15 protein-coding genes are annotated in these 19,556 nt (G+C 62.1%); 3 read left to right on the plus strand and 12 right to left on the minus strand.

From position 1 onward, the window contains the following. The 4 genes from AC6IZO_RS12490 to AC6IZO_RS12505 form a co-directional block, all read right to left on the minus strand. Positions 1 to 1,647, minus strand: coding sequence for a methyl-accepting chemotaxis protein (locus tag AC6IZO_RS12490; protein ID WP_497805131.1), 1,647 nt, complete (start codon positions 1,645 to 1,647; stop codon positions 1 to 3). Then, a complete protein-coding gene (locus AC6IZO_RS12495; RefSeq protein ID WP_497805132.1) occupies positions 1,644 to 3,287 on the minus strand; it encodes a chemotaxis protein CheA in 1,644 nt (547 codons plus the stop codon). The genes AC6IZO_RS12490 and AC6IZO_RS12495 overlap by 4 nt, the downstream gene beginning before the upstream one ends. After that, positions 3,277 to 3,720: a chemotaxis protein CheD gene (locus tag AC6IZO_RS12500; protein ID WP_497805133.1), complete on the minus strand. Its 444-nt coding sequence runs from the start codon at positions 3,718 to 3,720 to the stop codon at positions 3,277 to 3,279. Before AC6IZO_RS12500 ends, AC6IZO_RS12495 begins: the two co-directional genes overlap by 11 nt. 141 nt (positions 3,721 to 3,861) lie before the next feature. After that, entirely contained in the window at positions 3,862 to 4,227 is a 366-nt protein-coding gene (locus tag AC6IZO_RS12505) for a response regulator (protein ID WP_497805134.1), read from the minus strand. A gap of 821 nt (positions 4,228 to 5,048) precedes the next feature. Between AC6IZO_RS12505 and AC6IZO_RS12510 the strand changes: the two genes are divergently transcribed. Next, positions 5,049 to 5,975 carry an SAM hydrolase/SAM-dependent halogenase family protein gene (locus AC6IZO_RS12510; protein ID WP_497805135.1) on the plus strand — a complete coding sequence of 309 codons (927 nt, stop codon included), beginning with the start codon at positions 5,049 to 5,051 and terminating at the stop codon, positions 5,973 to 5,975. 114 nt (positions 5,976 to 6,089) lie between these two features. Continuing rightward, on the plus strand, positions 6,090 to 9,335 hold the full coding sequence (locus tag AC6IZO_RS12515) for a TonB-dependent receptor (protein WP_497805136.1): 3,246 nt from the start codon (positions 6,090 to 6,092) through the stop codon (positions 9,333 to 9,335). An 89-nt stretch (positions 9,336 to 9,424) separates the two neighbouring features. Here AC6IZO_RS12515 and AC6IZO_RS12520 read toward each other — a convergent pair whose 3' ends face one another. The 7 genes from AC6IZO_RS12520 to AC6IZO_RS12550 form a co-directional block, all read right to left on the minus strand. After that, entirely contained in the window at positions 9,425 to 10,135 is a 711-nt protein-coding gene (locus AC6IZO_RS12520) for a hypothetical protein (protein WP_497805137.1), read from the minus strand. An 11-nt stretch (positions 10,136 to 10,146) separates the two neighbouring features. Continuing rightward, positions 10,147 to 10,713 (minus strand): potassium-transporting ATPase subunit KdpC, encoded by a 567-nt coding sequence (gene kdpC / locus AC6IZO_RS12525; RefSeq protein ID WP_497805138.1) that lies wholly within the window; start codon positions 10,711 to 10,713, stop codon positions 10,147 to 10,149. A gap of 7 nt (positions 10,714 to 10,720) precedes the next feature. Further along, on the minus strand, positions 10,721 to 12,766 hold the full coding sequence (gene kdpB / locus AC6IZO_RS12530) for a potassium-transporting ATPase subunit KdpB (protein ID WP_497805139.1): 2,046 nt from the start codon (positions 12,764 to 12,766) through the stop codon (positions 10,721 to 10,723). Between the two features lies 1 nt (position 12,767). Continuing rightward, a complete protein-coding gene (gene kdpA, locus AC6IZO_RS12535) occupies positions 12,768 to 14,567 on the minus strand; it encodes a potassium-transporting ATPase subunit KdpA (RefSeq protein WP_497805140.1) in 1,800 nt (599 codons plus the stop codon). A 2-nt stretch (positions 14,568 to 14,569) separates the two neighbouring features. After that, positions 14,570 to 14,659, minus strand: a complete 90-nt coding sequence (gene kdpF, locus AC6IZO_RS12540) for a K(+)-transporting ATPase subunit F (protein WP_497805141.1) — start codon at positions 14,657 to 14,659, stop codon at positions 14,570 to 14,572. A gap of 362 nt (positions 14,660 to 15,021) precedes the next feature. Next, on the minus strand, positions 15,022 to 15,717 hold the full coding sequence (locus tag AC6IZO_RS12545; RefSeq protein ID WP_497805142.1) for a response regulator transcription factor: 696 nt from the start codon (positions 15,715 to 15,717) through the stop codon (positions 15,022 to 15,024). Further along, the gene (locus tag AC6IZO_RS12550; RefSeq protein WP_497805143.1) at positions 15,714 to 16,835 is read right to left on the minus strand and encodes a histidine kinase; all 1,122 of its coding nucleotides are present in this window, start codon (positions 16,833 to 16,835) and stop codon (positions 15,714 to 15,716) included. The genes AC6IZO_RS12545 and AC6IZO_RS12550 overlap by 4 nt, the downstream gene beginning before the upstream one ends. Before the next feature lie 12 nt (positions 16,836 to 16,847). Between AC6IZO_RS12550 and AC6IZO_RS12555 the strand changes: the two genes are divergently transcribed. Next, the gene (locus tag AC6IZO_RS12555) at positions 16,848 to 18,320 is read left to right on the plus strand and encodes an ATP-binding protein (RefSeq protein WP_497805144.1); all 1,473 of its coding nucleotides are present in this window, start codon (positions 16,848 to 16,850) and stop codon (positions 18,318 to 18,320) included. On the opposite strand, the gene AC6IZO_RS12560 is transcribed toward AC6IZO_RS12555, so the two are convergent. After that, positions 18,317 to 19,555 carry a response regulator gene (locus AC6IZO_RS12560; RefSeq protein WP_497805145.1) on the minus strand — a complete coding sequence of 413 codons (1,239 nt, stop codon included), beginning with the start codon at positions 19,553 to 19,555 and terminating at the stop codon, positions 18,317 to 18,319. The two genes, AC6IZO_RS12555 and AC6IZO_RS12560, sit on opposite strands and share 4 nt — an antisense overlap. Between the last annotated feature and the right edge of the window lies 1 nt (position 19,556).

Consider the following 19,556-nt stretch of genomic DNA (forward strand, 5'->3'; position numbering starts at 1 on the left):
CTAGAAGTGCGTGTAGCTGCCCTCGCCGCCCGCATCCTTCGCTTTCACGGAGTGCGGCACAGCGGCGGTCTTGTTCCAGACCGGGGCCGGAGTGTTCTTGGCAACGTTGGCGGCAGGATGCGGCAGGCGAACTTCGCGATGTGCTCCGCGGTCGTCGCTCGACGTTTGGAAGAAGCGCATCAACTGCTGCAGGCTCTCTGCCTGCGACGCCATCTCTTCCGCCGTGGAGGCCAGTTCTTCCGCAGCCGAGGCGTTGCGCTGCGTGATCTGGTCAACCTGCCCCATGGCGCGGTTGATCTGGTCGACGCCCGACGACTGCTCGTGCGAAGCAGCGGCCACTTCCTGCACCAACTCGGCCGTCTTCTGGATGGCGGGCACAAGCGCATGCAGCTTCTCGCCGGAGCGTTCGGCCACCTGCACGCTGGATTCGGCGATGGAGCTGATCTCCTTGGCCGAAGTCTGGCTGCGCTCGGCCAGCTTGCGGACTTCAGTGGCCACCACGGCAAAGCCGCGGCCATGCTCACCGGCGCGCGCCGCTTCAATGGCGGCATTGAGCGCCAGCAGGTTCGTCTGGTAGGCAATCTCTTCGATGATGGAGATTTTGCCGGCAATGGTTTTCATGGCGCCGACGGTTTCGCGAACAGCGTCACCGGCCTCGTTCGCTTCGGTCGAACCCTTGGTCGCCATCTGCTCGGTCTGGTGGCTGTTCTCGGCGTTCTGCTGAATCGAAGCACTCATCTCTTCCAGGCTGGCTGTGGTCTCTTCCACCGAGGCCGCCTGTTCACTGGTGCCCTGCGAGAGCATCTGCGAGCTGCTGGAAACCTGCGAGGCTGCCGAGCTGAGTGCATCGGCGCCGGAACGAACTTCGCCGATCACCTGCGCCAGCTTCTCGCTCATCTTGCTCATGGAAATCTGCAGGCGACCGATCTCGTCGCCCATCGTCACGCGCACAGGCTCGCGCAGATCGCCGGCGGCAATGCGCTCGGCAGCCGCGACGACCTCGGCCACCGGAACCGTGATGCTGCGGGTCACCATAAGGCCCAACAGGACCGCAACAATCAAACTGACGATTGAGACCGCGATCATGGTGTTGCGGCTGCTGGCATACATCTCGCCAGCATCCTTCACCGCTGCGTGCGCGTGGTCGTCCTGATTACTGGAGAGCTCTGTGAGCGCAGCACGATACTCCTTGAGAGCAGGCAGCACGGCGGTCTCAAACTTGGCGCGCGCCTCTTCCTGATGTCCGGCGCGCAGCAGTTCGAGCGATTGCTTGCGGGCCTCCACATAAACCGGGCGCAGTTCCTTGATCTTTTTCAGCGTCTCGCGCGAACGCGTGTCACTCACGCCCTTATCGAGGGTCTCCAGCAGCTTGCTCAGATCGGAGGATTGCAACTGCATCTCCGACTCAAGCGCGACAGAAATACTACCTTCCGCAAGGGCCTGCGCCGTCAGGCGTGCATTGTCGCCATTGATGCTGGCGGCTTCGGCTGCCGATACTGCATTGGACATCTGGACGGCAACCACATCTTCAAAATCAGAATAGAGCGAGTGCATACGGTCGGCCGCCATGAAGGTGACGCCGCAGAACACGAGAATCAACACGGCCAGGCAAAGTCCCAGCCTCATGCTGATGGGCATACTTTTCATACTGCTACTCCTTGTTTTTCAGCTTGGGTCAACCGAACTGCATCCTGTAACAGCCGTGGAACGTCGAGCAGGAGCCCGACCTTTCCGTCTCCAAGAATGGTGGAGCCGGAAACTCCGTAAGCCATCGGTGTCAGCGGTCCGAGGGGTTTGATGACCACCTGCCACTGCCCGTAAAACGCATCTACAACCAGTCCGGCAAGCACATCGTGCTCGCGGACGACCAACACTTTTTCGCGCTGCCCGCGCGTGCCGGGAACGTCCATGACGTTGCGCAGGCGCAGCACCGGCAGCGGCGCGCCGCGGAAATTGATAACCGCCGATCCGTTGGCGCCCACCACGTGATCCGCTGGCAGGTCGAGACACTCCACGGCGGATTCCATGGGCACCACGAACTGCTCTCCGCCAACGCCCAGCAGGAAGCCTTCCATGATGGCCAGCGTGAGCGGCACGCGCATGCGTATGGTGGTGCCCTCGCCGGGCTTGCTGAAGACCTGCACGCTGCCGCGCAGGGCTTCCACGTTGCGGCGCACTACTTCCATACCCACGCCGCGCCCGGAAACTTCTGTGACTTTGCGCGCGGTGGAGAAGCCCGCCTGGAACATCAGCCGGTAGAGGTCCTGCGCGCTGGCCTCTTCGTCTTCTCCTAGCAGGTGCTCGGCGCGGGCTTTGGCACGGATGGCCTCCACGTCAATGCCGCGCCCGTCATCGCGCAGTTCAATGACGATGTTGCCGCCCACATGCTCGGCCTTCAATTCCAGGTGACCGCGTGGATGCTTCCCGGCCGCGCGGCGCTGCTGGGGTAGTTCAATGCCGTGATCGAGAGCGTTGCGCACCATGTGAATCAGTGGATCGCGGATCAATTCGGTGATGCTGGTATCCACCTCTACGCTCTCGCCCGAGATGGAAACCTCCACCTGCTTGCCCAGTTTGATGGCCAGGTCGCGCGCCGCACGCGAGCACTGCCGGAACAGCGGTCCGACGGGCACCATGCGCGCGCGCAGAATCGTCTCCTGTAGTTCCAGACAGAGGCGGTCGAGCGTTCCCTGCGCATCAAGCATTGCGTCGGCATAGTTTTGCCCGGCGTTGCCCAACATCTGGCGCAAGTGACCGCGGGCAATGCTGATTTCTCCCGTCAGGTTCAGCATCCGGTCCAGCTTTTCGACCGTGACGCGCAAGGTTTTGCTGCGCGAGCTGTCCTTCGCCGCCTCCTGCGTGACCGCCGCGTTGGCCTCAGCTGATTTCGCAGCCGAAGCCGGTGCCTGCAACGTAGCAAGCTGGCGGCGCAAACCCTCGTTGGGTGTCAGCACGTCCTCGCTGCCCGCAACGGCGGCCTTCACCGCCCCGCGCAGTGCATCCACGGACGCCAGCAGCGCTGAAGTCACCTGCGAGTTGACGGGCAGCTGCTTTGAGCGGACAGCTTGCAGCACGTTCTCCACTTCATGCGCGAGATGCGACAGCGACTCAAAGCCGAGCAGCAGGGCGTTGCCCTTCAGGGTGTGTATGCAGCGGAAGATTCCACCCACCAGATCGTCCTGCTGGGGGTGAGTTTCCAGTTGCAGGAGGTCGGACTCCATCGACGCAAGGTTCTCTTCGCTTTCGGCAACAAACCCCTGCACAATGGCTTCGCGATCAATTTCCATGGCTCGCCTCCAGGCGTTTCATCACGACCGAGCCGGTCGCCAGATCAAAGAGCAGCTTGCGTGGCTGGGTGCCCGCAATGTCGCACTCCCGTACCGGAATCTGGTGCACGGCCAACTTGCGCAGCGCCATCTCGGCGTTGCGCTCGCCAAGATGCAGTTGCCCTTCGCGGCGGAAGACGCCGAGCACGCAGGCGCCACCGTAGACGTGCGCCTGTATTTGGCTCTTGCGGCAGCCAAGGCGCAGCATTTCGCGGATCAGGGAGTCCACGGCGGCATCGCCGTAGCGCAATGGGTCGGTTCCGCTGCCCGGCTCCCACTGAGGAAGCAGGTAGTGGATCATGCCGCCGGCACGGCGGATCGGATCCCACAGGCACACAGCCACGCAGGAGCCAAGAATTGTTGTAAGTACCTTGGGTTCGTCGAAAACAGCCATCTGCCCGGGATGCAGATGCAAGACCGGAACAGCTTTGACTGGAGGCCGCGGCACTTGGGGGTAGCGGGGGCCATCCTTGATCATTTTCGGCCCCTTCTTCGACGTCTTCCCCGTCGGGGCTCCAGCGGGAGGCTAGGCAGGTCAACAGTCAAGGTAGGCCTCCACAACCTTCTTCAGGTCTTCCAGTTGAACCGGCTTGGTCAGGTATTCGGTGCAGCCCGAGACAAAACCTTGCTCAACAAAATCGGTTTCGCGCTGTGTACTAAGCAGAATGATCGGAATGTCGGCGGTTTCGGGATTCTGGCGCAGCTCGCGACAGGCCTCGATGCCGGTCATGTGCGGCATCACGACGTCCATCAGGATGAGGTCGGGGCGAAGGCGCAGGGCCGATTCAACGGCTTCCTCGCCATCCAGGGCGGTCAGCACTTCGTACTGCTTTGCCACGGCGGAGCACAGCAAATTCAGAGCGATCTTCGAATCATCTACCACCAAAACCCGCTTGCGCACACTACTCCCTGCCCGACTGTCGGCCACTTTTTTCAGAAAGCCGCCGGTCAGTTTGTTAAAACTTCTTAAATTTTCCCCTTGAGTACGGCCACGTTACGCCAGTGATTCATATTGGTAAAAATTACGAAAGACGCATGGCCATTGGTAACTTAAATATGACACTAATGTGACAATTTCGAGCCTACAATATTGAACCTTTGGTCAATCAGGTAGGGGCTGAACGGCAGCTTACCGGCTACGATCCAGATATAAAATTTCAGCGTATCCGATTGATAAGTAATTAGTTGCTAGAATGCATCCTTCAATTTAAGCAACAATTCCCTAGCCATTTTTTGAACCTCACCCTGATGCGGAACCATCCAGTACAGATTTGGGAATTGCACTGATCTCAAGAGCGACCGAGTAGCCACCAGAGGCAGCCGAAGTCTGGCAGGAGGCTCAGGAAGGAAGGGCTGCCAGACTACCAGCCTTGTGCATTTCCGCAGAGGAACTGTGAGCGCACGCTCCAGAAATTCCGACGCAATGAACACCACATGCGTTTCATGCAGCATTTGCAAGGGCGCGGAGGAGGCGTTCTCGACAAAGCCGCGCCAGTGGCTTAAATTTGGAAGGATAGCTGCCTGTACCCACGGCAGTGGAGAATGAGATGGTTGTTCGCGGCTGGACCTGTCGAATGTGTAGCAACAGTGGTTGCACACCTATGGCCCTGCGCGTGAGCTGGTAGTTTCCTCTCCGAGGTATTGCATTCAGTGTTGCCCACGCGCCTCGCAGGCTCGTGGGCTTTGTCGTATTGGGTGAATTCCCAAGAAAGGATCTCTATTTTGCAGCCAAAGACATTGCAGCGTTATTTCCGTACCTGCGCGGCCGTTGCGCTCTTCCTGTTGCTGTCGCTGACAGCCGCCACGGCCCAGAGCAAGGCCACCGCACAGCCGACCGTGGTCTTCATGACCGACTTCGGTCACGTGGACGATGCGGTTCCCATCTGCAAGGGCGTGATGTACGGGATTGAGCCGCACCTGCGTCTGGTGGACCTGACGCATGATGTAACGCCGTTCAGCATTCTCGAGGGTGCACGTTTCCTGGCTGGAACCGCTCCTTATTATGCAAAGGGCGCTGTGTTCGTGGGCGTGGTGGACCCAACGGTGGGCAGCACGCGCAAGGCGATTGTGGTGCTGACCAAGCGCGGCCAGTACTTCGTAATTCCGGACAATGGGCTGATCACGCTCGTTGCCGATAACGACGGCATTGCGGCCGCCCGCGAGATCACCAACCCGAAGTGGATGATCGGCGCGCAGCTTTCCTCCACCTTCCATGGCCGCGACATCTTCTCCCCGGTGGGCGCGCACATTGCGCACGGCGAGGACTGGACGAAGGTTGGCCCGGCGCTCGACGTGAACAAGCTGGTGCGTCTGGATGTGGCCAAGGCCACAGTCGGCGCCAACGGCCTCACGGCGTCCGTGATCGGAACCGATGGCCCGTTCGGAAACCTTGTGACCAACACTCTGCGCGCCGACTTTGCGAAGCTTGGCTACGCGCTGGATGATAAGGTGCCGGTCAAGATCGACGGCAAGGATTATGAGTTCCCGTTTGTGAAGACCTTCAGCGACGTGCCGGTGGGCTCGCCGCTGTTCTATATCGATTCGCGTGGACGCCTCGGATTGGCAGTAAACCAGGGCAGCTTTGCCGCGCGCTTCCCGGTGCGCATTCCGGCACCGATTGCCATTCCGGCGAAACCGGTTTCGCGCTAGGGCAGTTCAGAGGCAAGGTCTCCGGGGCCAAGCCGCTGTGAGAAATTTGCGGCGGCATCGGAAGCCTCTTCTCTGAATCCAGTGCAGACCACAACCGCTCGAAGGAGCAACCAAGTGGAAAAGACAAGCAAAATAGAGTTTCTGCTTTTACCGTTTCTCTTGATCGCGCTCGTGCTGGGAGTGAGCGCGCAATCATTCCGTGGAGGCATTACCGGGCAGGTACGAGACACGACGGGCGCCGTGCTGGCAAACAGCAACGTGACCGCGCGCAACCTTGCCACCAATGCCACGCGCACCGTTACGGCCGCCGAAGACGGCAACTTCGCCATCCGTGAGTTGCCCGCCGGTGACTACGAAGTCTCCGCCGAAAGCAACGGCCTGCAGCCGGTGAAGAAGCAGGTGAAGGTCAGCGTCGGACTGGAAACCAATGTTCAGTTCGAACTGGCACGCGTGAAGCAGGTCGAGCTTCAGGTGCAGGTGGAGGCCGTGGCTCCGCTGATTGAGCCCACGCGCGACACCCTTTCACAGGTCATCGAGAACAAGCTGGTGGTGGACCTGCCGCTAAATGGCCGCGACTTTGGCAAGCTGGTGGCCCTGACGCCGGGCGTGACCGTCGAAGGCTCCGGCGTGGCCGGAACCGAGAAGGGATTCGGCCAGTTCAACATCAACGGCAACCGCGACCGCTCGAACAACTACCTGCTCGACGGCACGGACAACAACGACCCATTCTTCAACAACTCCGCGCTCAACCAGGTCGGCATCACCGGCGCACCGGCTTCGCTGCTGCCCATCGATGCCATACAGGAATTCAACCTGGAGACACAGGCGGCGGCCGAATATGGACGCAACAGCGGCGCCACGGTGAACATCCTCACCAAGTCCGGCACCAACCAGTTCCACGGTACGGTGTTTGAATACCTGCGCAACTCGGCGTTTGACGCGCGCAATGCCTTCAACACGCGCACCAACAGCGACGGCTCGGCGAACCCGCAAAGCCCGTTCAAGAACAACCAGTTTGGCGGCTCGCTCGGCGGCCCGGTGGTGAAGGGCAAGACCTTCTTCTTTGCCGCCTACGAGGGCCAGCGCGAGCGCGTGACCAGCGACTTTGCGCTAACGGTTCCCACGGCCGCGCAGATTGCGCAGGCCAAGGCGATCGCCATCAACCCGGAGAATCCTGAGAACCCGAACCTCGGCTACAGCTACGTCAGCAGTGTGAACCCGGCGCTCGACAAGGTGCTGTCCTTCTTCCCGACCTCCAGCAGCGGCACGCTTAACGGCACGGTGAATGACAAGAACGACCTGAACAGCGTGATCGGCAAGATCGACCACCAGTTCAACGCCAACCAGAGCTTGTTCGCCAACTATGTTTACAGCTCCAGCGACCAGACGTTCCCGCTGGGCGGACTCGGCTACGGCGCCGGCTCGCGTATTGCGCGCTTTGCGCAGGTTTCGCCGACGCAGGTGCAGGTGGTTTCCGCCGGGCTGCTTTCCACGCTGGGCGGCAGCAAGCTGAACGAGCTGCGCTTTGGCTATTCGCGCTATCACACTTCCTTCCGCGGCGCGGACTCCAATTGGGACCCGACGTCGATCGGCCTCGACCTTGGCAACGGCAAGAACGGCCTGCCGGAGATCGACTTCAACGGCATCATGGAGAACCTGGGCGCTTCGGCGTACAGCATTCCGCGCGCCCGCACCAGCCAGACGGCGCAGGTGCTCGACAACTTCTCCTGGACCGAGGGCAAACACTCGCTCAAGGCCGGCGCCGAATACCGCCGCGCCATCGTCAACTCCTATAACGACAACCTGGAACGCGGCCTGCTCGACGTGAACTTTGAGACTGACGAGACGGGCGCCAACCTCTACTCCGCCGATTCCGTGGTGAACTCGCTGGTCAGCTTCTACCTCGGCGACTTCTACACGGGCATCAACACGGGCAACACGCAGCGCACCACCACCAACAACGCCTTTGCCACCTTCCTGCAGGACGACTGGCGCGCGACCGACCGGCTGACGCTGAACATGGGCCTGCGCTGGGAGTACTTCGGGCCGCTCGGCGAAAAGGACGGGCTGCTCTCGAACTACAACTTCTACACCGGCCAGCTTTCCACCGGGCGCGGCTACGGACGCGTGTTCACCAACTTCTCCCCGCGCTTTGGCTTTGCCTACCGCTTGGGCGGGCAAACCGTGGTGCGCGGCGGCTACGGACTGTACTTCGACTACGTTCCGCAGAACCTGCTGATTGCCAACTACACCAACGCGGCGGGCATCACCACCAACCCGATTGGCTCCAAGCCGGTCAACTCGCTCGGCTTCGACAGCGCGGCGTGGGCGACGGGCAGCGGCTCGGCCTATGTCGCATCCGATTACGCGCAGAGCATCTTTACCACCGACAAGCACTTTGACACGCCGTACACGCAGAGCTGGAACCTGAATGTGCAGCGCGAGCTTGGCCGTGGCGCTTCGCTCGAAGTCGGCTACGTCGGCTCGAAGGGCACACACCTGACGCGCCTGTTCGACGCCAACCAGACCGACGCGAACGGCAACTACCCGAACTCGAACTACGCGCAGATTGCCGTGCTGGGCACCAACGCGGCGTCGAATTATGACGGCCTGCAGACCACGCTGCGCGTGCGCAACTACCACGGCCTCTCCGGCTTTGCCACCTACGCGTGGTCGCACTCGATCGACGATGCCAGCGACGGCATCGACTTCACGGCGGGCGCGGCGTTCCCGCAGGATTCGTTCAACCTGCGCGCCGAGCACGGCAACTCCACCTTTGACACGCGCCAGCGCTTTACGGCCGCGCTCAACTACACGGCTCCCAAGCTGCCGGTGGTGCCCACGTGGCTCGGCAATGGATGGCAGTTGAACACGATTGTCTCCATCCAGACCGGCCGCCCGATCCCGATCGTGACCTCCAACGACACGACCGGCCGCTGGAACTACCGACAGCGTCCGAACCTTGTGGCGGGCGTGGACCCGATCCTGAAGCACTGGTCTCCGAGCACCGGCTACCTGAACCCGGCAGCCTTTACGCAGCCGGATTGGGGCACCTTCGGCAACCTGGGACGCAACGCGATCTACGGCCCCGGCTTCTGGAATGCCGACCTGTCGCTGATCAAAACGACGCGCCTGCGCGAGCATCTCGACCTGCAATTGCGCGCCGAAGCCTTCAACCTCTTCAACCATCCGAACTATGCGCTGCCCAACGGCTCGCTCTCGTTCGGCACCGACCCGAGCACCGGCAACCCGTATCCGATGGGCGTGATTTCACAAACCCCGGATGTGGCGCAGGGCAACCCGGGACTGGGCGGCGGCGGGCCGCGCGTGTTGCAGTTGGGCGCGCGCGTGCAGTTCTAGCCTTCGCTGCTTGGAAACAGGAAAGCGCCAGCTTCGGCTGGCGCTTTTTTCTGCGTGAAACGTTCGTCTGCAAATGACCGCGCGTGGCGTTAGTTCGGGTTCCACCCAATCTCAAGCAGCAACTGATGATTGCCATCTCGCACGCCCCGGTTGCCGATCTGGTACGTTGCATAGCAACTCAGCGTGGAAGTGAGCTTGACGACCACGCCGGGAGTAACGTATCCGGCAGAGTGCGCGCCCGTGTACCAATCTGCAGCGAAGGTGATGCGTTTGCTCAGCGGCTGCTCGATGCCGAACTGCCCGCCTGTACGTTGCGCACGGTCCACCACATCCCGCGTGAAGTGGTAGGCCCCAAAGGTCGCGCGCGTACCACGCTTCCAGGTGTGCGCCAACTCCGCGTAGAAGTAGTTTCCCGCGTCATAGGTGCGATTCTGCGCTGGAAGAAAAACGTCATCTCCCGCCAGCGCGACCCAGCCATTTTCCTTGCCGTTATAGAAACGCCACTTCACGGTTGGTGTGGGCGTTGCATGTTGCGGGCCAGGGGAGCCAAGGCCATTCAGATTCAATCCGGCTTCAACATTGTGTCCCGCACCAATGACAAAGCGGGGGGTGACGCCGACCACGCCATCGGAATGTCGGTAAGTGAAATCGAGTTCTGTGTAAATCTTGCCGCGGTCCAGCACATCTGCGCTGGGCACGTTGAAGATCGTCTGCTGCGCGCACAGTGGAACTGCACACACAGCCAGCAGCAGGCACAGCGCGCAGGCTGCATGGGTGGAGCGAGGGGAACGGAGCTTCATTCGTAATCCTGTCAGTGCTTCAAAGTGTCCAGCGCCAGGTTCAGCTCGAGAACATTCACGCGCGGCTCGCCGAGCAACCCAAGCTGGCGGCCCTCCACGTGTTCCAAGACCAGCGAGCGGACCTGCGCCTCCGCTAGATTACGGACGCGGGCCACGCGCGGCACTTGAAACAGTGCCGCTGCCGGAGATATGTGCGGGTCAAGTCCCGATCCGGACGTTGTGACCAAATCGACAGGCACCGGCGCGTTGAAGTTCTCCGCATGCAGTGTCGCCACCTCCTGCGCAACCCGCTCGACGAGCTTCCGGTTCGTCGGCGCCAGGTTCGAGCCGCCCGAGCTGACCGCGTCGTAACCGTTACCGGCCGACGAGGGTCGCGAGTGAAAATACCGGTCTCCTGTGAACGGCTGGCCGATGATGCGTGAGCCAATGGCAGAGCCATCCCGCGTCACCAGTTGCCCATTGGCCTTTTCATGAAAAGCAAGCTGCGCGATGGCGGTCACCGCCAGTGGATAGAGAATGCCGAGCAGCACGGTCGTCACCACAGTCACGAGCACGGATTGAATCAGCAGCTTCTTCATACGAGCCTCACGCAAGCTTTGCCGCGGTAATCAGAAGGTCAATCAGCTTGATGCCGAGGAACGGCGCGATCAGCCCGCCCACGCCGTAGACCAGCAGGTTGCGCCGCAGCAGCACTTCGGCGCCCATGGCGCGATAGCGCACGCCGCTCAGCGCCAGCGGCACTAGCGCGATGATGATGAGCGCGTTGAAAATGACGGCCGAAAGGACAGCCGATTGCGGCGTGTGTAGCCGCATGATGTTCAGCGCGTTCAGCACCGGGAAGGTGGCGGCAAACATGGCGGGAATGATGGCGAAATACTTGGCCACATCGTTGGCGATGGAAAACGTTGTCAGCGCGCCGCGCGTCATCAGCAACTGCTTGCCAATCTCGACGATCTCAATGAGCTTTGTCGGGTTTGAGTCGAGGTCGACCATGTTGCCGGCCTCCTTGGCGGCCTGCGTGCCGGTGTTCATGGCCACGCCCACGTCGGCCTGCGCCAGCGCGGGCGCGTCATTGGTGCCATCGCCGGTCATGGCCACCAGCTTGCCTTCGGCCTGCTCGCGGCGGATAAGCTTCATCTTCTCTTCCGGCGTGGCTTCGGCAAGGAAGTCATCGACACCAGCTTCACGCGCAATGGCCGCTGCGGTCAGCGGATTGTCACCGGTAATCATGACGGTGCGGATTCCCATGGCGCGCAACTGCGAGAAGCGCTCACGCATCCCGCCCTTGACCACGTCCTTGAGATGTATGACGCCGATGGCGCGGCCGTTCTCGGCAACCACCAGCGGAGTGCCTCCGCTGCTGGCAATGGACTGCACGTATCCGCGAACCTCCGGCGGCAACTCGGCTCCCAACTGGCGCAGGTAACGCTCAATGGCTTCAGCGGCGCCTTTGCGGATCTCGCGACCCTCAACATTCAAGCCCGACATGCGCGTCTGCGCCGTGAATGGAATGAACTGCGCGGCCACCTGCGCCAGTTCGCGCCCGCGCAGGCCGTACTTCTCTTTTGCCAGCACCACAATGCTGCGGCCTTCAGGAGTTTCATCGGCGAGCGAAGAGAGCTGCGCGGCGTCCGCCAGTTGCGCGGTGGTCACGCCCGTCGCGGGCAGGAACTCCGAGGCCTGACGGTTGCCAAAGGTGATGGTGCCGGTCTTGTCGAGCAGCAGGGTGTTCACGTCGCCCGCGGCTTCCACCGCCCGGCCGGACATGGCGAGCACGTTGTGCTGCACCAGCCGGTCCATGCCCGCAATACCGATCGCGGAGAGAAGTCCGCCGATGGTGGTCGGGATGAGGCACACCAGCAGCGAGACCAGGACAAACACCGTTTGCGGCGCGCCGGAGTAGATCGCGAACGGCTGCAGAGTGACCACCGCGAGCAGGAAGATGATGGTCAGCCCGGCCAGAAGAATGTTCAGCGCAATCTCATTCGGCGTCTTCTGCCGCGAGGCTCCTTCCACCAAGGAGATCATGCGGTCAAGGAAGGTCTCGCCCGGGTTGGAGGTGATGCGGATTTTCAGCGAATCGCTAAGCACGCGCGTGCCGCCGGTGACGGCCGAGCGGTCGCCACCCGCTTCACGAATGACCGGAGCAGACTCGCCGGTAATGGCCGACTCGTCGACCGAGGCGACACCTTCGAGAATCTCGCCGTCACCGGGGATGAACTCTCCTGCCGAGACATGCACGATGTCTCCGGCACGCAGCTTGGCGCTCGCCACCTGCGCAAAAGAGCCATCCGGACGAATCAGGTTGGCCATGGTCTCCGAACGCGCGCGGCGAAGGGTCTCCGCCTGCGCTTTGCCGCGGCCTTCCGCCATGGCTTCGGCAAAGTTGGCGAACAGCACGGTGAACCACAACCAGAGGGTGATCTGCAAGTTAAAGCCCAGGTGGGCGCTGCCGTGTGCGGCGTCGCGCAGCAGCAGCACGGTGGTGAGCACGCTACCCACTTCCACAACAAACATCACGGGGTTGCGCATCATGGTGCGCGGGTCGAGCTTGCGCAACGCATCCACGGCGGCGCGGCGGATGATGCCCGCATCCCAGATGGCACGCGAATTTGACGTATTTCTGCTCATCTTAGAAGACCTTTCCGGCGTGCATCTGGAGGTGTTCGAGCACGGGGCCGAGGCTGAGCGCGGGGAAGAACGTGAGCGCTCCGACGATGACAACCACGCCGACGAGCAGCACGGTGAATGTCGCGGTGGTCACCGGGAAGGTGCCGAGCGAGGGCGGCACATACTTTTTTGCCGCCAGATTACCGGCAATGGCCAGCACCGGCACGATGACGAAGAAACGACCGACCAGCATGGCGAGTCCCAACGTCAGGTTGTACCAGGGCGTGTTCGCATTCAGCCCGGCAAAGGCCGAACCATTGTTGCCCGCCGCCGAGGTGTAGGCGTAGAGAATCTGCGAGAGGCCGTGCGGCCCGGTGTTGCTCAATGAACTGGTGCCGAACTGCGGCGAGACGCTAGCAATGGCCGTGAAACCGAGTACGACGAGCGGGAAGATCAGCACGGCCAGCATCGCCATCTTTACGTCAAAGGCTTCAATCTTCTTACCGAGATACTCCGGCGTGCGGCCCACCATGAGGCCGGCAATGAATACTGTGAGCACAACAAAGATCAGCATGCCGTACAGCCCGGCGCCGACGCCGCCAAAGACCACCTCCCCCAACATGATGTTGACCATCGGCACCAGGCCGCCGAGAGGCGTGAACGAATCATGCATCGAGTTGACCGCACCGCAACTGGCGTCCGTGGTGACCGTGGCAAACAGAGCGCTGCCTGCGACGCCGAAGCGAAGTTCCTTGCCCTCCATGTTGCCGCCCGGCTGCATCGCGCTGGCCGCCTGATCCACACCTTTCAACAGCGGATTGCCCTGCGCCTCCGCCCAGTAGGCCGTGGTGACTCCCCCAAGGAACAGCACGGCCATGGCAGCCCACACGGCCCAGCCATGGCGCGGCGAGCCGGTCATACGGCCAAGCGTGTGCGTCAACCCGGCAGGAATGGCGAAGATCGCGAGCATCTGCAGAAAGTTTGTAAGCGGCGTGGGGTTCTCAAACGGATGCGCCGAGTTGGCATTGAAGAATCCGCCACCGTTGGTGCCCAGCATCTTGATGGCTTCCTGTGAAGCTGCCGGCCCCTGCGCGATGGTCTGCGTGCTCACGGTGTCGAGTACCGGCCTGCCGCTGGCGTCGAGCGCAGGGCTGCCATCGGCGTTCAACCGTGGTGCGTGTTGCGGCTCCACCAATTGCACAGTGTCATAGGGACGCAAGTTCTGTACCACGCCCTGCGAAACCAGCACGAGCGCAAAGACGAATGAAGCGGGCAACAGCAGCCAGAGGGTGGCACGCGTCATGTCCACCCAGAAATTGCCGATGGTCTCCGCCTGACGGCGCGAGATGCCGCGGATGAGCGCAACGGCCAGCGCGATGCCTACGGCGGCGGATGCGAAGTTGTGGTAGGCAAGCCCGGCCATCTGCGTCAGGTAGCTCATCGTCGTTTCCGGCGAGTAGGACTGCCAGTTGGTGTTGGTGGTGAATGAGGCCGCGGTGTTGAAGGCCAGCCTCGGGTCCACCGCCGTCAGGTGCTGCGGGTTCAGCGGCAGCAAATGCTGCACGCGCTCCATGCCGTAAAGCAACAGCATGGAGACCACGCTGAACATGAGCATGGCCGCGCCATAGACGGTCCAGCGCATTTCGCTTTCGGCGTCGATGTGGCAGAGGCGATAAATGAGGCGCTCGACCGGACGAGCGATGGGGTCGAAGAATGTGCGCTCACCGGCGAACACGCGCGCCATGTAGGCGCCGAGCGGCCGAGTGATGGCCGCCACCAGCGCCAGGAACAGAATGATCTGCAACCAGCCAACAGATGTCATGGCTAGAACCTCTCCGGTTTCAGCAGGGCGAACAGCAGGTACACCGCAAGCAGCAGGGTGACGGCAAGCAGCGCAATGGTCTCGATATTCATGAAGGGCCTCAGCGGAGACGGTCGCAGCCGTGGGTATACACAAACATCAGCGTGAATAGAAGCAGGGTGAACGCGAGCATCAGGAGGTCCTGCATTTCAGGCCGCCTTTCCGCGGAACGGACCGTGGTCGCTCCGGAAGGGGAGCAGGTTGGAAGACCCCAGGGGCTGGCTCCTGCGCGCACGCAGTTCCGCGCGCGCGATGCGCGCAAGGGTCCACAGCGAGTGGAGGAGACATGCTAGGCCGAGTGCGGCCGCAAAGTACAGTGGAAACATAGACACCGCCCGCGCACGATCGCGCTAACGGTATTGGAATCCGGCGGGGGTAAAGCGGGAATAAGGCAAAGATAAAGAGTTCGTAAAGATTACTCGCCCGGCTCGAAGCGGTAGCCAACCCACCGCTCGGTCAGCAGATAGCGTGGATTGGCGGCGTCCGGCTCAATCTTCTTGCGCAACTGCCCGATGAAGACACGCAGGTATTCGGGCTGCTCGGTAAAGACGTCTCCCCAGATGGCGGCCAGCAGCGTGCGATGCGGAATAACCCGGCGCGGATGCTGTGCCAGATAGCTGAGCAGGTCGAACTCCTTGGGCGTCAGCTTGACCTCGGCATCATTGACGCTGACGGTGCGCGCCGCCAGATCAATGTGGAACGGACCGCTGGTGATGACCTCTTTCGGCTGGCTCTCACCCGATGGCGCACGGCGCAGGTGGGCTCGGATGCGCGCCTGAAGTTCATTCATGCTGAACGGCTTGGTGATGTAATCGTCGGCGCCGGCGTCGAGCGCCTCAATCTTCTGCCGCTCCTGGTCGCGCACGCTGAGCACGATGATGGGCACGGCGGAGAAGCTGCGCACGCGGCGGCAAAGCTCCACGCCATTCAGGTGCGGCATTGCCAGGTCGGTGACGATCAGGTGCGGCTGCCAGTCCTTCATGATCTCCAGCGCCATCTCGCCGTCGTTGGCCACGCGCGTCTCGTATCCGGCAGCGGTCAGCGTGGTACGCAGCGCGCGTGTGATCTGCGTCTCATCATCGACCAGCAGGATGTGAGAATGCTCGCTCATCGCATCTCCTGCGTCACAATGTGAACGTCCACGGGCGGCGCATCGCGCAGGAAGCGCTGGATGGCCGAGAGGTACAGGTAGCGGCGCAATCCCTTCTGCGCGGAGCGCCCGAAGATAACCTGCGTGATGTGCTTTTCGCGCACGAAGGCCGCGACCTCGCCGGCAACGCTGCGCCCCTGCATACGCACGATCTGCGCGCCAAGGTTGCCTGCAAAACGGAGATTTTCCGCCAGTGTGCGTTGGTCCTCTGGGCGCGTGTCGCGACCCACGTCCACGTAGATGACGAAGAAATCCCCCTCGATTGCGCGCGCCATGCGCGAGCCGCGCGCAATCAGGCTCTGAGCCATAGGGTTGGAACTGATGCAGACGGCGATGCGCTCGCGCACGCTGGCGGCGCTCTTCTCGCCCGAGGCCGTCAGGTAGGAGTCGAGGCTGCGGTCGACCACCTGCGTCACCTGCCGGAGCGCAAGCTCGCGCAGGGCGATGAGGTTGCCGGGGCGGAAGAAGTGCGAGAGCGCACGCTCGGCACGCTCACTGGGATACACATCGCCACGCTTCATGCGCTTCTGCAGCGCCTGCGGGGTCACGTCCGCCAGCACAATTTCATCCACGCGCTGCATCACCCAGTCGGGTACGGTCTCGCGCACCTGCACGCCGGTAATCTGCTGCACCTGCGGGCCGAGGCTCTCAATGTGCTGCACGTTCATCGTGCTCAGCACGTCGATCTTCGCATCGAGCAGTTCCATCACGTCGGCATAACGCTTGGCGTTGCGGCTGCCCTCGATGTTTGTGTGCGCCAGCTCGTCGACAAGCACTACCTGCGGCTTGCGCGCGAGAATGGCGTCAATATCCATCTCCTCGAACAGCGTGCCCTTGTATTCGAGCTTGCGGCGCGGCACGGCTTCGAGCTTTGCGGCGAGGTCGGCGGTGGCCTTGCGGCCGTGCGTCTCAATCATGCCGATGACTACGTCCTCGCCTCGGCTGGCGCGGCGGATTGCCTCGCTCAACATGTTGTAGGTCTTGCCCACACCGGGTGCGTAACCGAGAAACAGCTTCAGCACGCCCGCCTGTTTTTCCGGCGAGATCTCCTCCAGCCATTGCTCGGGCGTCTTTGTCATCGCAGCTATTGTATGCGGAGTTTGAAAATTGAAAAGCCGGAGTACAATCGGCGCGTGAAGAACCGCCTGCAATCCTTGGCCCTCCGCTACCTGACTGCCGTCGGCGCCATCGTCATCATCACTTTGGTGGAACGTGCGCTGCTGCTTGTCAACCCGACCACCGTCGCGCTGAGTTTCCTGCTGGCGGTGCTGCTGGTCTCCAGCTTCTGGGGCTTCCGCGTCGCGCTGGCGCAGTCGCTGGCGGCGACGGCGGCATTCAACTATTACTTTCTGCCGCCGACCGGCACGTTCACCATCGCGGACCCGCAGAACTGGGTGGCGCTCTTCTCATTCCTGGTAACGGCACTCATGGCAAGTAATCTCTCCGAGCGCGCGCGGGCCGAGGCCGCCAAGGCCACGCAGCGGCGCTTTGAGGTGGAACGCCTCTACGCGCTGAGCCAGCAGTTGCTGAGCAGCGAAAGCAGCGCCGCGTTGCTCAACGCGATACCTTCCGAGATGGTGAGCACCTTCGGAGCCCAGGGCGCTGCGCTGTTGCTGAACAATCGTGCCACTGTCTACCGCTCGCGTCCGGACCTGACGGTCGACACCGGGCGGCTCGCCGCATCCTGCGCGCGCGGCGAGTTCGCCACGCAGGGCGAGTTCGAGTATGTCCCGCTGCGTGTGGGGTTGCGTGTGATCGGAGCCATTGCCATCGAGGGCAGTCCCCTCTCGCGCGAGTCACTTGACGCTGTTGGCAGCCTCATCGGGCTGGCCATTGAGCGCGCCAGCGCCATGGAGGACCTGACCAAGAGCCAGGCCGAGCAGGTGAGCGAACGGCTGCGAACGGCGCTGCTCGACTCCGTGACGCATGAGCTGCGTACACCGCTGACCGGCATCAAGGCCAGCGTCACCGGACTGCTCGACGGCCCAGCACTCGACGAAGAACAGCGGCGCGAACTGCTGACCATCATTGAAGAGGAAACCGACCGGCTGAACCGGCTGGTGGGCGAAGCCGCGGAGATGGCGCAACTTGATGCCGGCAAGCTCGACCTGCAGATCGAGATGAACGCAATCCCCGAGGTGATTGAAGCCGCGGTGGCCGACGCGCGGATTGCGCTGAAAGACCACCCGGTGACCCTTGATATACCGAATGAACTTCCCGCAGTGCGCTTTGACTTCAGCCGCATTCGACAGGTGTTGGTGCACCTGCTGGAGAACGCCGGCAAGTACTGCCCGGCGGGCACACCGGTACGGGTCAGCGCCAAACAGGAGGGAGACCACGTAAACATCAGCGTGGCGGACCGCGGCCCCGGCATTGACAGCTTCGAGCAGGCGCTGATCTTCGACAAGTTCTATCGCGGACGGGACCAACGCTACACTGCGCCTGGCACCGGCATGGGGCTGGCCATTTGCAAGGTGCTGGTGGAGGCGCACGGCGGCCAGATCTCCGTGGTCAGCCAGCCGGGCAGCGGCTCGGTGTTTTCATTCACGCTCCGGCTCGGCTAGCCCGGCAAGCTCACCGGCGCCGTACTCGGTGCGCCTTCGGCGGCAGTCTCGCAGGATGGGATCGCAGCCTGAATCCAGCCCTCTACCCTGCCTGCGGCTCCGCAGTACTCAAGAAAATTCTGGTCGACCTCCTGCTTCGCGGCTCCCTCGCATGTGCTGGGAAGCAGGCTGTCCGCCAGGTGCACAAATAAGAGCGCACTGATGCGCTTTTGCAGGCTCTGCGAGGGACGATGATGCCACGCGGTCGCCTCGATGATCGGATACGGCAGGCTCCATGAGCCCATCAGGTACGCGCCAATCTCGGCGTGGGTGCACATCAGCAGTTCGTGCTCGGCCACGCGGGGAGGAATGTTCTCTCTCTGCGCAAGCGCCTGAATGGCGGCCCACTGATCGGGCAGTTTCCAGCAGAGAACGAGTTTCCCGATGTCATGCAGGAGTCCGGCGGTGAAGGCATTCTCTTTCTCGCGCTCGCTCAGGCCAGCGGCCTCGGCCATGCGCCGGCAGGCCACGCTCACCTGCACGCTGTGCTCCCAGAGAGAACGCAGCGCATGGTCATAGGCCATCGAATCCGGCACGGCGGAGAAGATGCCGATGGAGAGCACCAGGGACTTCACAGTCTCCGTACCCAGCACCGCCACGGCGCGCGCCGCGCTGGAGACTTGGCTGCGCAGACCGAACAGCGATGAGTTGGCAATCTTCAGCAGCTTGCTCGTCATGGCAATGTCGCGCTCGATAATCTCGCCAAAACGATGGTCGGCGGCCGAGGGCGACTGCAGTTCGTGCAGCAGTTCCACATAGAGAGACGGAATGCAGGGCAGGTCCGTAATCTGGGAGACGACCTCTTTCAAGCGGTCATTGTCCAGCACATCGCGCAGCGCCAGCGCCTGTGTGAGCGCCAGTTTCAATTCCCCAATATCGCAGGGTTTGGCCAGATACTGATGTGCGGCGTTGGCGGCGCGCAGTGCACTCTCACGGTCACTTTCCCCACTGAGCACAAAGCGAATGCTGCGTGGATAGCGGCGTCGGATTTCTTCCAGCAGCTCGGCGCCGCTCATACCCGGCATGCGCATGTCGGTCACCACCGCGTCAAACGCCTTGCGTGACAGAATCTCCAGCGCCTCCGCGCCGCTGCTGGCAAAGGCGAAATCCCACTCGGAGCGCATGGGCCGCAGCACACGCTGGAGCGCCTGCAACACCATGGACTCATCATCGACAAACAACAGGCTGCGCGGCATG

The organism is Oryzophilus luti (assembly GCF_059726245.1).

Excerpts from the sequence above, each read along its gene's own strand:
- AC6IZO_RS12555 (WP_497805144.1), top strand. The coding sequence starts at position 16,848 with ATGCGGAGTTTGAAAATTGAAAAGCCGGAGTACAATCGGCGCGTGAAG.
- AC6IZO_RS12520 (WP_497805137.1), bottom strand. The coding sequence starts at position 10,135 with ATGAAGCTCCGTTCCCCTCGCTCCACCCATGCAGCCTGCGCGCTGTGC.
- AC6IZO_RS12495 (WP_497805132.1), bottom strand. The coding sequence starts at position 3,287 with ATGGAAATTGATCGCGAAGCCATTGTGCAGGGGTTTGTTGCCGAAAGC.
- AC6IZO_RS12550 (WP_497805143.1), bottom strand. The coding sequence starts at position 16,835 with ATGACAAAGACGCCCGAGCAATGGCTGGAGGAGATCTCGCCGGAAAAA.
- kdpB (WP_497805139.1), bottom strand. The coding sequence starts at position 12,766 with ATGAGCAGAAATACGTCAAATTCGCGTGCCATCTGGGATGCGGGCATC.
- AC6IZO_RS12560 (WP_497805145.1), bottom strand. The coding sequence starts at position 19,555 with ATGCCGCGCAGCCTGTTGTTTGTCGATGATGAGTCCATGGTGTTGCAG.
- kdpF (WP_497805141.1), bottom strand. The coding sequence starts at position 14,659 with ATGAATATCGAGACCATTGCGCTGCTTGCCGTCACCCTGCTGCTTGCG.
- kdpA (WP_497805140.1), bottom strand. The coding sequence starts at position 14,567 with ATGACATCTGTTGGCTGGTTGCAGATCATTCTGTTCCTGGCGCTGGTG.
- AC6IZO_RS12500 (WP_497805133.1), bottom strand. The coding sequence starts at position 3,720 with ATGGCTGTTTTCGACGAACCCAAGGTACTTACAACAATTCTTGGCTCC.
- AC6IZO_RS12545 (WP_497805142.1), bottom strand. The coding sequence starts at position 15,717 with ATGAGCGAGCATTCTCACATCCTGCTGGTCGATGATGAGACGCAGATC.
- AC6IZO_RS12490 (WP_497805131.1), bottom strand. The coding sequence starts at position 1,647 with ATGAAAAGTATGCCCATCAGCATGAGGCTGGGACTTTGCCTGGCCGTG.
- kdpC (WP_497805138.1), bottom strand. The coding sequence starts at position 10,713 with ATGAAGAAGCTGCTGATTCAATCCGTGCTCGTGACTGTGGTGACGACC.